The sequence below is a fragment of the Nisaea sp. genome (genome assembly GCF_040217065.1).
Taxonomy (GTDB): domain Bacteria; phylum Pseudomonadota; class Alphaproteobacteria; order Thalassobaculales; family Thalassobaculaceae; genus Nisaea.
The window spans coordinates 14942-27258 of the sequence record NZ_JAVJNX010000009.1; the positions used below are offsets into that span (position 1 = coordinate 14942).

Sequence of the window (12317 nt, forward strand, 5' to 3'; positions counted from 1 at the left end):
CCCATGACTGCGAAGACCGTCTCTGTCGGGCCCGTCAGTTTCGCGAACGACAAGCCCTTTGCGCTGATTGCCGGCCCCTGCGCCATGGAGAGCCGCGAGCATACGATGGAGATGGCGGAGGCGCTTACGGGCCTCTGCAACGATCTCGGCATCGGCTTCATCTACAAAAGCTCCTACGACAAGGCGAACCGGACCAGTGCCGGCTCCGATCGCGGTATCGGCATGGATAAGGGCCTGCCGATCCTGGCCGAGGTTCGCGAGAGGTTCGGCTGTCCGGTGCTGACGGATGTGCATGAGCCGTCCCATTGCGCCATTGCCGCCGCGCATGTCGACATCCTGCAGATCCCCGCCTTTCTGTGCCGCCAGACCGACCTGCTGCTGGCTGCGGCCGCGACAGGCAAGGTGGTGAATGTCAAGAAAGGCCAGTTTCTTGCGCCCTGGGACATGCCCAATGTGGCGGCAAAGGTCGCCAGCGGCGGCAACGAGAACATTCTGCTGACGGATCGGGGCACCAGCTTCGGCTACAACACCCTGGTCAGCGACATGCGCGGCCTGCCGACCATGGCCGCCACCGGCTATCCGGTGATCTTCGATGCCACCCACTCGGTGCAGCAGCCGGGCGGGCAGGGCGGCACCTCCGGCGGCCAGAGGGAATTCGTGCCGGTGCTGGCGCGCGCGGCCATTTCGCTCGGCATTGCGGGTCTCTTCATCGAGACGCACCAGGATCCGATGAGCGCGCCGAGCGACGGGCCGAACATGGTCCCCCTTGCGGAAATGCGCGTCCTGCTCGAAACTCTGAAGGCGTTCGACAGTCTCGCGAAAGCGAATCCCATCTCACTCGAATAACCTTCAGGAGCACGTCATGCCGGTTTACTCGGACGGTCTCGGACTTTCAGTCACTGCGGCCTCAGAGGAAGCCGCGGCGGCGTTCGGCGGGACCGTGGAGGGCTATGTCCGATTCACCCGCGATACCGGCGACCGTCTGAAGGATACACTGACCAGCGACCCGGATATGCCCTTGGCCCATGTGACCAAGGGCTATTTCATGAAGCTGTTTGGGACCAAGGCCATGGCGCTGCGGGCGGACATTTCGCTCGGCATGGCGAAAGAGCTGTCCGCAAAGGTCGCGATCACCGATCGGGAGCAGGGGCATCTCTCGGCCCTTGACGCCTGGTGCGCCGGGAATATCGACGGGGCGGCGGCAGCCTGGGAAGAGATCCTGCTCGACCATCCGACCGACATGCTGGCGCTCCGGCTCGCCCATTTCGCCCATTTCTATGCCGGTGAAGGCGCCAAGATGCGGGACAGCGTCGCCCGGGTTCTGCCCTCCTGGGACAAAACCCATCCGCTCTACGGCAACCTGATCGGCATGTACGGCTTCGGGCTGGAAGAGTCCGGCGATTACCGCCGGGGCGAGCGGATGGCCCGCGAGGCTGTCGATATCGATCCAAGAGACGCCTGGAGCGTGCATGCCGTCGCCCATGTGATGGAGATGGAAGGCAGGCACCGGGAGGGGATCGACTGGATCCAGGGCCTTGAGCCGCATTGGAGCAGCGTTCACAATTTCCGCTTCCATGTCTGGTGGCACCGCACGCTGTTCCATCTCGAGCGCTACGAGTTCGACACCGTTCTGGAACTCTATGACAGGCAGGTCGCCAGCGACCTTGAGGCGGACCAGTATCTCGATGTGGTGAACGCGGCGGCCCTGCTCTGGCGCCTGGAGCTTTACGGCATCAAGGTCGGGCCGGAGCGCTGGGCCGCCCTGGCGGAACTCGCGAAGAATCATCTGGACGATCACGAGCTGGTCTTCGTCAGCCTGCATTACCTGATGGCGCTGCTCGGCGCCGGCCGGATGGAGGAAGCGGGCGTGCTGGTCGAGAAGCTGCGCGCCTATGCGGACGATGAGGGTACCCGGGATGAGACCCAGGCGAAGGTCACGAAAAAGGTCGGCCTCGCCCTGGCCGACGCCATGACCGCCATCCGCACCGGCAACCCGTCCCGCGCCGTGTCCCTGATCTGGCCGGTACGCTCCGACATCCGCCTGATCGGCGGCAGCCACGCCCAACGCGATGTGTTCGAGGAAATGCTCGTGGATGCCAGCCTGAAGGGCAACGATCCGCGGATCGCCCGCGCCCTGCTGGCCGAGCGGACGACCCGCAAACCGCACAGTGCCTGGAGCTGGCAACGCTATGGGGACGCGCTTGGAGATACTCCCGAGGCGACTAGCGCCAAGGCCCGCGCGGACGAGTTGCTCGCGCAGGCCTGACGACAGCCCCCTATTTTCGCCATCACTATCGCCGTCATCCCGATTTTCATCGGGATGACGGGGTTGTGGGGAAAAGGCCGTCATTCATGTGCCTCAGCACAGCACCAGTTGGGGCTCTCCGTTCGAGGTTTTCTGTGGCGTTCTGCCCTCCGGCGTCATCGTGCAGCTGACGCGCTGGCGGAAGGACGAGAAACTCTCGAACGAGACCACGTCGACCGGCTTGTCGAAATGCAGGGTGACGCGAAAGCGGGCGTGCATTTCGGCGGCTCTGACATCCAGGACGGTTGCCGTGAAGGGCTGGCCGAGATAGCGGCCGGTGACGCGATCGCCCTGTGTGACCGGGCTCCGGTCCTTCGGCCGGCCAGCTGCCGCCGACAGGTTGTTCCAGTCCTTGAAGCCCATATCGTGGGCGATCCGCTCAAGGGACTGGCTGTGGGAGAGCGTGATCCCCTGTGCCGCGAGATCCCGGCGCAATTCGCCGGCGCTGTATTTCAGATCCTCGATGGAGGGGAGTGTTTCGGTGTCGGACATGACAAACCTTTCATTCACGCGGCATGCGGAAAGTGAATGGTGCTCGCCTTGCCATTCCCGCATGCCGGTGACATCGGTTTGATCATCTGAACAATGAGGGTTTCACCGTGGCAGTGCCGCGAGCGGCGGGCATCCCTCGGCCCGTTTGCGGAAAATACCGACAGGGGCGCTCAAGTCAACAGATCCTCAATAGGGCGTGCCGTCTTTTCTCTGGAACTGATGGTCGCCATCGACCCAGTCGACCCTGAGATCGAGACCCGGATAGGCCACCTGGTCGCCCGGTGTCCGGTCCCCGACTTCGAGATAGCTGGCCGGCGCATCGGACCGGTTCACCAGGCAATGCGCGTCGGGTTTGTTCTTCGGGAAAGCGGCGCACATGCCGGAGGTCAGGACCTGCTCGCCCGCATCGGTGATCAGAGTGAGCTCCCCCGAGACGATGTAGATGAACTCGTCCTGCATGGTGTGCCAGTGGCGCAGGGCCGAGCCCTGTCCCGGCGGCACGGTAGTCAGGTTCACGCCGAAATTGACCAGCCCGCCGAAATCGCCGAGCTGGCGCTTTTCGCGCCGCTCGCAGCCCTCCTGGAACGGGGCGGGATAACTGCTGCCGATCCGCGCCGGGACATGCATCGGGTCGAAGGCCGGATTTGCCGGTTTGCTCATTCTTGTCTCTCCCATTGAATGTTGAAATCAGCATACGGGACTGTCGTCCTCACACAAAATCACCGCGACGGCATTGCAACCGCGCGCCGCGCCGAGTATGCCTCTTCCCGCCGGAGTTTCCGGCGATTTCAGATCCGATCACCGTCATTCTGGAGAACAATCCCATGAGCGCCATCGTCGATATCACCGGACGCGAGATTCTCGACAGCCGCGGCAATCCGACTGTCGAGGTCGATGTGACCCTCGAGACCGGCGCCATGGGCCGCGCTGCCGTGCCGTCGGGGGCCTCCACAGGCGCCTATGAGGCTCTGGAGCTGCGCGATCAGGATCCCGGGCGTTACGGCGGCAAGGGTGTGCTGCAGGCCGTCGACGCGGTGAATGGCGAGATCTTCGATGCGCTCTACGATATGGATGCGAGTGAGCAGATTGAAATCGACCGGACCCTGCTCGATCTCGACGGCACCGACAAGAAGGAGCGCCTCGGCGCAAACGCGATGCTCGGCGTCAGTCTTGCCGTCGCCAAGGCCGCTGCCGAAGATCACGAGATGCCGCTCTACCGCTATATCGGCGGCGCCTTCGCCCATCTGCTGCCGACACCGATGATGAACATCATCAATGGCGGCGCGCATGCGGACAACCCGATCGATTTCCAGGAATTCATGATCATGCCGGTGTCCGCACCCAGCCTGGCGGATGCTGTGCGGGTTGGCGCCGAGGTGTTCCATGCGCTTAAGAAGAAGCTCTCCGAGGCCGGTCACAGCACCAATGTCGGGGATGAGGGCGGTTTCGCGCCGAACCTGAAGAGCGAGGAGGAAGCCCTCGGTTTCGTCATGTCCGCCATCGAGGCGGCCGGGTACAAGCCGGGTGACGATGTTGCCATCGCGCTCGACCCGGCCTCGACGGAATTCTCCAAGGACGGCAAGTATGTGCTGGCCGGGCAGGGCAAGACCCTGGATGCCGGCGGCATGATCGATCTCTACGAGGATCTCTGTGCCCGCTACCCGATCGTCTCCATCGAGGACGCGCTTTCCGAGGATGACTGGGACGGCTTCAAGGCCCTGACGGACCGGATCGGCGGCAAGGTGCAGATCGTCGGCGACGACCTTTTCGTCACGAACCCGGCCCGCCTGCGCGAGGGCATTGCCATGGGCGCCGCCAACTCCATTCTGGTGAAGGTGAACCAGATCGGCACCCTGAGCGAGACGCTGGAAACCTGCGAGACCGCCCACAAGGCCGGTTACACCACCGTCATGTCGCACCGCTCCGGCGAGACGGAGGATTCGACCATCGCCGATCTCGCGGTCGCCGTGAATGCCGGCCAGATCAAGACAGGTTCGCTGTCGCGCTCCGACCGGATGGCGAAGTACAACCAGCTGATCCGGATCGAGCAGGACCTTGGCCCGGCGGCCCGTTACGCCGGCCGTGCGGCTCTCGGCCCGCGCGCCTGATAAAATTGGCGTGACATTTCTATCCGGGGGCGGGTCGACCGCTCCCGGGTGAGTCCTTTTGGCAACATCTTGTTCCGATTGAGAACCTTAAAATGAAGGTTCTTATTTCGTTCACGTTGACCGCCCGATTCGCGAGTGATTCACTCAGGTTTATTGGAGACAGGTCATGACCCTTGCATTCGAGATCAAACGGCGCGCCCGGCATGTGATCGGCCCGGTGATCGGCTGCCTGCTCCTTGGCTATTTCCTTTTCCATTCCGTCGAGGGCGACCGGGGCATCCATGCCTGGCGCGCGCTTGATGGCAAGATTGAGGCTGCCGAAGCAAAGCTCGCCGTGCTCAGGAGCAAGAGAGAGTCTCTGGAAAAGAAAGTCGCCATGTTGCACCCGGACAGCATCGACCGGGACCTGCTGACAGAGCAGGCCCGCCGGGTGCTGAACTATCTCGATCAGGACGATTTCGTGATCTCCGGCATGTCCGCGACAGGGGTGCCAAATTCCGTTGGTGCAATGCAGCAACCATTTGATGCGATGCGGCAAAAAGCAAAAACACGGGCAATTTCAATGGCTTCCGGCGTGAATTAACCTTAAATAGGTTAAATATAATATATCTCTTTGTTTTCAATAAGTTAACTCTATTGAAAATCCTGCTAAATTGCAGTACTTCTCTTTGGATACCAACCGGGGCGCCAATGCTTTAACGACGCCTTGATCCGGTCGAAAGGGAGAGAGATGGCTCAAGCGAAGTCAGCTGCCGGCGCCAGCCGCAGCGCACCCACACGGACTCGTAAATCCCGACCCGCCAAACCACCGAAGAACAATGCTGCGGAGCTGCTGCCGTTTTATCGCGACATGCTGCTGATCCGCCGGTTCGAGGAAAAGGCGGGTCAGATGTATGGCATGGGACTGATCGGCGGCTTCTGCCATCTCTATATCGGCCAGGAAGCGGTTGTCGTCGGCATGCAGTCAGCCATCGGCAAGGGCGACAAGGTCGTCACCAGCTACCGCGACCACGGGCACATGCTCGCCTGCGGCATGGATGCACGCGGCGTCATGGCAGAGCTGACCGGCCGGGCCGGGGGCTATTCCCGGGGCAAGGGCGGCTCCATGCACATGTTCAGCCGCGAGAAGGACTTCTATGGCGGCCACGGTATCGTCGGCGCCCAGGTTCCGATCGGTGCGGGTCTGGCCTTCGCCAACAAGTATCACGGCACGAACGAGGTGAGCCTGACCTATCTCGGCGATGGCGCCCTGAACCAGGGGCAGGTCTACGAGACCTTCAACATGGCGGCGCTCTGGAAGCTGCCGGTCATCTTCATCATCGAGAACAACAAATACGCCATGGGCACCTCGGTGACCCGGGCTGCGGCCGGTATTTCGCTCTACCAGCGGGGCGCGGCCTACGGCATTCCGGGTGCGGAAGTGGACGGCATGGATGTTGTCGCCGTACAGGAAGCCGCGGAGAAGGCGGTCAAGCATTGCCGCTCCGGCAAGGGGCCGTACATTCTGGAAATGAAGACCTACCGCTATCGCGGTCACTCCATGTCCGATCCGGCGAAATACCGGACCAAGGACGAGGTCAACAAGATGCGTCAGGAGCATGACCCGATCGACCAGCTGCGGGCGACGTTGCTGGAAATTGGAGTCGAGGAAGACGAGCTGAAGGGCATCGATCGCGAGATCAAGGCAATCGTCACCGACGCCGCCGATTTCGCCCAGTCCAGCCCGGAGCCGGATCCTTCCGAACTCTTTACGGACATTCTGGTCGAAGCCTGAGTTAGCACGCGCTGCCGGCGCAGGTTTCTGCGCGGCGCTGCGGGAGGAAGAACGAATGAGCGTACAAATTCTGATGCCGGCCCTGTCGCCGACCATGACAGAGGGCAAGCTTGCCACCTGGATGGTCAAGGAAGGGGACACTGTTTCCGCCGGCGATGTGCTTGCCGAGATCGAGACAGACAAGGCGACGATGGAAGTCGAGGCCGTGGACGAAGGCACGATCGGCAAGATCCTGATCCCGGCCGGGACCGATGCCGTGGCAGTGAACACGCCGATTGCGGTTCTGCTGGAAGAGGGAGAGAACGCCAGCGCTATCGACAGTGCTGATGCCGTTCCTGCACCGGCTGCGGAAGCTCCGGCTGAAGAGCCGAAAGCAAAAGAACCGGCCACCGCCGCGCCTGTCGCACCGGCCGCCGTGGTTCCGGAGAGCGACGAGGACAAATATTTCGACGAGGTGAAAACCCAGACCATTCGTGAGGCCTTGCGGGATGCCATGGCCGAGGAAATGCGGTCGGATGATCGTGTCTTCGTCATGGGCGAAGAGGTCGCGGAATATCAGGGCGCATACAAGGTGACCCAGGGCCTGCTTCAGGAATTTGGCGACAAGCGGGTGATCGACACGCCGATCACCGAGCATGGCTTTGCCGGTCTCGCGGTCGGTGCGGCCTTCGGCGGTCTGAAGCCGGTTGTCGAGTTCATGACTTTCAACTTCGCCATGCAGGCGATCGACCACATCATCAACTCGGCCGCGAAGACGCTCTACATGTCCGGCGGTCAGATGGGCTGCCCGATGGTGTTCCGGGGGCCGAACGGCGCCGCCGCGCGGGTCGGCGCCCAGCATTCCCAGTGCTATGCCAGCTGGTACGCGCATTGCCCGGGCCTGAAGGTGGTCTCCCCCTATTCGGCGGCTGACGCAAAGGGCCTGCTGAAATCTGCCATTCGGGATCCGAACCCGGTAATCTTCCTCGAAAACGAGGTGCTCTACGGCCAGTCCTTCGATGTACCGGTGAGCGAGGATTTCACCGTTCCGATCGGCAAGGCCAAGATCGTCCGCGAAGGCACGGATGTGACCATCACGGCTTTCTCCATCATGGTCGGCAAGGCGCTGAAGGCGGCCGAGAAACTGGCCGAGGAAGGGATCAGCGCCGAGGTCATCGACCTGCGCACCATTCGCCCGCTCGACACGGCCACAATTGTCGCCTCGGTGCAGAAAACCAACCGTCTCGTCACCTGCGAGGAAGGCTGGGCGACCTGTGGTATCGGCTCCGAAATCGCCACCATGGTAATGGAGCAGGCTTTCGACCATCTCGATGCGCCGGTCGCGCGCGTTGCCGGTGAAGACGTGCCGATGCCGTATGCGGCCAATCTGGAAGCAATGGCTCTGCCGCAGGTGGAGAACATTATCGAGGCGGCAAAGTCCGTCTGCTATCGCGGCTAAGGGAGAGACAAGATGGCCATACCCGTTCTGATGCCTGCCCTGTCGCCGACCATGACAGAGGGCAAGCTCGCTACCTGGCTGGTAGCTGAGGGCGACAAGATTTCCGCCGGCGACGTGATTGCCGAGATCGAAACCGACAAGGCAACGATGGAAGTCGAAGCTGTCGATGAAGGCACGATGGGCAAAATCATTGTTGCCGCCGGCACCGATAATGTTGCCGTGAATGCACCGATCGCCGTCATCCTGGAAGACGGTGAAGACTCCGGCAGCGTTGACATGGATGCCGTCGCTGGTAGCGGCGGTCCGGCTCCGAAAGCGGAAGCCAAGCCGGAACCGGCACCTGAGCCGGCTCCGGCGGCGGCATCTGCACCGGCAGCCAAAAAAGAGGCACCGGCGCCAAAACCTGCACCGGCTCCGGCCGCATCGTCGGGCGAACGCGTGTTCGCCAGCCCGCTCGCCCGCCGTATGGCGGAGCAGGCCGGGCTCGATCTCGGACAGATCACGGGCACCGGTCCGAACGGCCGGATCGTGAAACACGATATCGAGGAGGCCATCGCTGGCGGTACCGGCAAGGCTGCTCCGGCGGCTGCTCCTGCACCCGCTGCGGCCACAAAGGCTCCCGCTCCCTCTCTCGGCGCCGCGCCGAGCCCGGACGTTCCGGGCCTGCCGGAATTCGACGAGATCCCGAACACCAACATGCGCAAGGTCATCGCCAGGCGCCTGACCGAGTCCAAGCAGTTTGCCCCGCACTTCTATCTGACCGTCGATTGCGAGATCGATGCCCTGCTCGAGGTACGCAAGCAGCTCAACGGTAAGCTCGACGGCGAAAAGGTCTCGGTGAACGATCTTGTCATCAAGGCGTCCGCACAGGCACTCAAGAAAGTGCCGGCAGCCAATGCGAGCTGGACCGATGAGGCGATCCGGATCTTCAAGTCCGTCGATATCTCGGTTGCGGTTGCCATCGAGGGCGGTCTGATCACCCCGGTTATTCGCGGTGCGCAGAACAAGGGCGCTCTCGACATCGCCCGGGAAATGAAGGATCTCGCCTCCCGTGCCCGAGACGGCAAGCTGATGCCCGAGGAATATCAGGGCGGCACCTTCTCGATTTCCAATCTCGGCATGTTCGGGATCAAGGATTTCTGTGCCGTGATCAACCCGCCACAAGGCGCGATCCTGGCCATCGGTGCTGGTGAGCAGCGTCCGGTCGTCAAGGACGGCGCGCTGGCGGTTGCCACGGTGATGAGCTGCACGCTCTCGGTCGATCACCGGGTTGTCGACGGTGCGGTCGGGGCCGAGTTCCTGGCTGCCTTCAAGAAGCTGATCGAAGATCCGCTGACCATGCTGCTCTGAGGGTCCGGGCGGCGGATAGCCGCCCGTTCCATCTCAGGCGTTTCCAATATCCGGAGCCGTATAGGCCCAAGGGGCGGCGGCTTCGATCCGGAGGAAGTTATGGCTGACACCCAGTTCGATATCCTTGTCATCGGCGGCGGCCCGGGCGGGTACGTCTCCGCGATCCGTGCCGCCCAGCTCGGCATGAAGACGGCGCTGGTCGAGCGCGAGCATCTTGGCGGCATCTGCCTCAACTGGGGCTGCATTCCGACCAAGGCGCTGCTGCGCTCCGCCGAGATCTACGATCACATGAAGCATGCCGAGAGCTTCGGCCTCAGCGCCGGCACTATCGGCTTCGATCTCGACAAGGTGGTGCAGCGCTCCCGTGGTGTTGCCAAGCAGCTCAACCAGGGCGTCGGCCATCTGCTGAAGAAGAACAAGGTCACGGTCTTCATGGCGGCGGCTAAACTCGCCGGCTCCGGCAAGGTCGAGATCGACGAGAAAGGCAAGAAGCAAACCCTTTCCGCCAAGCACATCATCCTCGCCACCGGTGCCCGCGCCCGCGATCTGCCGGGGCTTGAGGCGGACGGAAAGCTGGTCTGGAACTACAAGCACGCGCTGGTCGCGGACACGATGCCGAAGCGCCTACTGGTCATCGGATCGGGTGCCATCGGGATTGAATTTGCCAGCTTCTTCAATAGTCTCGGATCCGATGTTACAGTGGTTGAGGTGATGGATCGGGTGCTCCCGGTCGAGGATGCCGAGATCTCCGGACTGGCCCACAAGGCCTTCGAGAAGAAGGGCATGAAGATCATGACCGGGGCCACGGTGAAGGGCCTTAAGCGTGGCGCCAAGGAGGTCGTGGCGACCATCGAGAAGGGCGGCAAGTCCACCGAGCAGACCTTCGACCGGGTGATCTCCGCTGTCGGTATCGTCGGCAATGTCGAGGATCTCGGCCTTGAAAGCACCAAGGTGAAGGTCGACCGGACCCATGTCGTGATCGATGAGTGGTGCCAGACTGGTGAGCCGGGCGTCTATGCCATCGGCGATATTGCCGGCGCGCCCTGGCTGGCCCACAAGGCGAGCCATGAAGGTGTGATCTGCGTCGAAAAGATAGCAGGTCTGAAGGACGTGCATCCGCTCGACGTCAAGCGCATTCCGGGATGCACCTATTGCCAGCCGCAAGTCGCCAGCGTCGGCCTGACCGAAGCGGCGGCGAAAGAGGCCGGGTATGAGCTGAAGGTCGGCCGTTTCCCGTTCATGGGCAACGGCAAGGCGATCGCCCTTGGCGAGCCGGAAGGTCTTGTGAAAACCGTGTTCGATGCCAAGACCGGGGAGCTGCTCGGCGCTCATATGATCGGCGCGGAAGTCACCGAACTGATCCAGGGGTACAGCGTCGCCAAAACGCTGGAGACCACGGAAGTCGATCTGATGCACACGGTGTTCCCGCATCCGACCCTGAGCGAGATGATGCACGAGTCGGTCCTTGACGCTTACGGGCGTGCGGTCCACTTCTAGAATTATTATGGCCGCGTATCGGCCTTGTACTTTGCGGGTATGACCTAATGGATCTGGATCTGAAACGGATCAAGACACTGGAAGGTGTAACGGCCATTCTGGTGCGGAGCAGTGCGGAATCCGAAGGTGAGATCTCGCAGGAGCTTGTCATCAAGGTGAACTTCCCGCTGGACGGCCCGGACAGTGGGAAGCACCGGAAGAAGGCGGATGCGGTCATCGAGACAGCCGAAGAGGTGATCTCCGCCGACGACTATTTCGACCGCGTCACGATCGAGCAACTGCTCTGGTCGCGGGAAAGAGAGCTGCAATGAGCCAAAGCCATGCAAAGGCGGCCCCGATAGGCGCTGCCCGTCATCCGGAGAAAGCGCATCGCCCCGACAACGAGGTGAAGCGCAAGCCGTCCTGGATCAGGGTCAAGGCGCCGACCTCGAAGACCTATTTCGAGACCAGGCAGCTCATGCGCGATCACAAGCTGGTCACTGTGTGCGAGGAAGCGGCCTGCCCGAATATCGGCGAGTGCTGGTCTAAGAAGCACGCGACGATGATGATCCTCGGATCCGTCTGCACGCGCGCCTGTGCGTTCTGCAACGTCGCCACGGGCCGGCCGGACAAGCTTGACCCGCATGAGCCGGATGAGGTGGCGGAAGCCGTTGCCAAGCTCGGCCTGCGCCATGTCGTTATCACCTCGGTTGACCGGGACGATCTGGACGATGGCGGGGCCGGGCATTTCGCCCAGGTGATCCGCAAGATCCGTGTGATGTCGCCGGAAACCACCATCGAGGTGCTGACGCCGGATTTCATGCGCAAGGACGGCGCGCTGGAGATCGTCATCGATGCCCGGCCTGACGTGTTCAACCACAATCTGGAAACCGTGCCGCGGCTCTATCCGGGAATACGTCCCGGTGCGCGCTATTTTCACTCCCTGAAGATCCTGGACCGGGCGAAGGAGCTCGACCCGACGATTTTCACCAAATCCGGTCTGATGGTCGGTCTCGGCGAGAGCAAGGAAGAGATCTACCAGGTGATGGACGACATGCGCTCCGCCGATGTCGATTTCATCACCCTCGGCCAGTATCTGCAGCCGACCCCGAAGCATGCCGTGATCGACCGGTTCGCAACGCCGGACGAGTTCGAGGCCTACAAGAAAACGGCCTATGGAAAGGGTTTCCTGATGGTCGCGTCTTCGCCTCTGACCCGGTCATCCTATCACGCGGACGAGGACTTCGCCCGGATGCGGGCCGAGCGCGATCGGCGGCTTGCGGGGGAGCGCGGCATGGTCCGCGCCAATCTTTCGTTGACGGACCTTGCCCAAATGGCCGTTTCCACGTCCGAATGACGTGATATAAGCCAACA

Annotated in this window: 12 protein-coding genes; 10 read left to right on the forward strand and 2 right to left on the reverse strand. The window is 62.2% G+C overall.

Annotated elements, in window-relative coordinates; genetic code table 11:
* The first annotated feature begins 3 nt into the window (after positions 1–3).
* Both kdsA and RH950_RS12365 read left to right on the forward strand, forming a co-directional pair.
* Positions 4–846, forward strand: coding sequence for a 3-deoxy-8-phosphooctulonate synthase (gene kdsA / locus RH950_RS12360; RefSeq protein WP_350057155.1), 843 nt, complete (start codon positions 4–6; stop codon positions 844–846).
* A 16-nt stretch (positions 847–862) separates the two neighbouring features.
* Positions 863–2266: a tetratricopeptide repeat protein gene (locus RH950_RS12365; protein WP_350057157.1), complete on the forward strand. Its 1404-nt coding sequence runs from the start codon at positions 863–865 to the stop codon at positions 2264–2266.
* A gap of 93 nt (positions 2267–2359) precedes the next feature.
* Here the strand turns inward: RH950_RS12365 and RH950_RS12370 are convergent, their stop codons facing one another.
* Both RH950_RS12370 and RH950_RS12375 read right to left on the reverse strand, forming a co-directional pair.
* The gene (locus tag RH950_RS12370) at positions 2360–2797 is read right to left on the reverse strand and encodes a glyoxalase superfamily protein (RefSeq protein ID WP_350057158.1); all 438 of its coding nucleotides are present in this window, start codon (positions 2795–2797) and stop codon (positions 2360–2362) included.
* 186 nt (positions 2798–2983) lie between these two features.
* Positions 2984–3457, reverse strand: a complete 474-nt coding sequence (locus RH950_RS12375; RefSeq protein WP_350057160.1) for a cupin domain-containing protein — start codon at positions 3455–3457, stop codon at positions 2984–2986.
* 164 nt (positions 3458–3621) lie between these two features.
* Here RH950_RS12375 and eno point away from each other — a divergent pair, with 164 nt between their 5' ends.
* The 8 genes from eno to lipA all read left to right on the forward strand — a co-directional run bounded on the left by eno (position 3622) and on the right by lipA (position 12300).
* The gene (gene eno, locus RH950_RS12380; protein WP_350057162.1) at positions 3622–4905 is read left to right on the forward strand and encodes a phosphopyruvate hydratase; all 1284 of its coding nucleotides are present in this window, start codon (positions 3622–3624) and stop codon (positions 4903–4905) included.
* A gap of 166 nt (positions 4906–5071) precedes the next feature.
* A complete protein-coding gene (locus RH950_RS12385) occupies positions 5072–5488 on the forward strand; it encodes an FtsB family cell division protein (protein WP_350057164.1) in 417 nt (138 codons plus the stop codon).
* A 147-nt stretch (positions 5489–5635) separates the two neighbouring features.
* Positions 5636–6679, forward strand: coding sequence for a pyruvate dehydrogenase (acetyl-transferring) E1 component subunit alpha (gene pdhA, locus RH950_RS12390; protein ID WP_350057166.1), 1044 nt, complete (start codon positions 5636–5638; stop codon positions 6677–6679).
* 55 nt (positions 6680–6734) lie between these two features.
* On the forward strand, positions 6735–8117 hold the full coding sequence (locus tag RH950_RS12395) for a pyruvate dehydrogenase complex E1 component subunit beta (protein WP_350057168.1): 1383 nt from the start codon (positions 6735–6737) through the stop codon (positions 8115–8117).
* Between the two features lie 12 nt (positions 8118–8129).
* Positions 8130–9467 (forward strand): pyruvate dehydrogenase complex dihydrolipoamide acetyltransferase, encoded by a 1338-nt coding sequence (locus tag RH950_RS12400; RefSeq protein ID WP_350057170.1) that lies wholly within the window; start codon positions 8130–8132, stop codon positions 9465–9467.
* 99 nt (positions 9468–9566) lie between these two features.
* Complete coding sequence (gene lpdA, locus RH950_RS12405) at positions 9567–10964, forward strand: dihydrolipoyl dehydrogenase (RefSeq protein WP_350057172.1); 1398 nt, start codon at positions 9567–9569, stop codon at positions 10962–10964.
* Between the two features lie 47 nt (positions 10965–11011).
* Complete coding sequence (locus RH950_RS12410; protein ID WP_350057174.1) at positions 11012–11275, forward strand: hypothetical protein; 264 nt, start codon at positions 11012–11014, stop codon at positions 11273–11275.
* Positions 11272–12300, forward strand: coding sequence for a lipoyl synthase (gene lipA, locus RH950_RS12415; protein WP_350057176.1), 1029 nt, complete (start codon positions 11272–11274; stop codon positions 12298–12300). The genes RH950_RS12410 and lipA overlap by 4 nt, the downstream gene beginning before the upstream one ends.
* The last annotated feature ends 17 nt before the right edge of the window (positions 12301–12317 follow it).

Excerpts from the sequence above, each read along its gene's own strand:
- kdsA (WP_350057155.1), top strand. The coding sequence starts at position 4 with ATGACTGCGAAGACCGTCTCTGTCGGGCCCGTCAGTTTCGCGAACGAC.
- RH950_RS12365 (WP_350057157.1), top strand. The coding sequence starts at position 863 with ATGCCGGTTTACTCGGACGGTCTCGGACTTTCAGTCACTGCGGCCTCA.
- RH950_RS12370 (WP_350057158.1), bottom strand. The coding sequence starts at position 2,797 with ATGTCCGACACCGAAACACTCCCCTCCATCGAGGATCTGAAATACAGC.
- RH950_RS12375 (WP_350057160.1), bottom strand. The coding sequence starts at position 3,457 with ATGAGCAAACCGGCAAATCCGGCCTTCGACCCGATGCATGTCCCGGCG.
- eno (WP_350057162.1), top strand. The coding sequence starts at position 3,622 with ATGAGCGCCATCGTCGATATCACCGGACGCGAGATTCTCGACAGCCGC.
- RH950_RS12385 (WP_350057164.1), top strand. The coding sequence starts at position 5,072 with ATGACCCTTGCATTCGAGATCAAACGGCGCGCCCGGCATGTGATCGGC.
- pdhA (WP_350057166.1), top strand. The coding sequence starts at position 5,636 with ATGGCTCAAGCGAAGTCAGCTGCCGGCGCCAGCCGCAGCGCACCCACA.
- RH950_RS12395 (WP_350057168.1), top strand. The coding sequence starts at position 6,735 with ATGAGCGTACAAATTCTGATGCCGGCCCTGTCGCCGACCATGACAGAG.
- RH950_RS12400 (WP_350057170.1), top strand. The coding sequence starts at position 8,130 with ATGGCCATACCCGTTCTGATGCCTGCCCTGTCGCCGACCATGACAGAG.
- lpdA (WP_350057172.1), top strand. The coding sequence starts at position 9,567 with ATGGCTGACACCCAGTTCGATATCCTTGTCATCGGCGGCGGCCCGGGC.
- RH950_RS12410 (WP_350057174.1), top strand. The coding sequence starts at position 11,012 with ATGGATCTGGATCTGAAACGGATCAAGACACTGGAAGGTGTAACGGCC.
- lipA (WP_350057176.1), top strand. The coding sequence starts at position 11,272 with ATGAGCCAAAGCCATGCAAAGGCGGCCCCGATAGGCGCTGCCCGTCAT.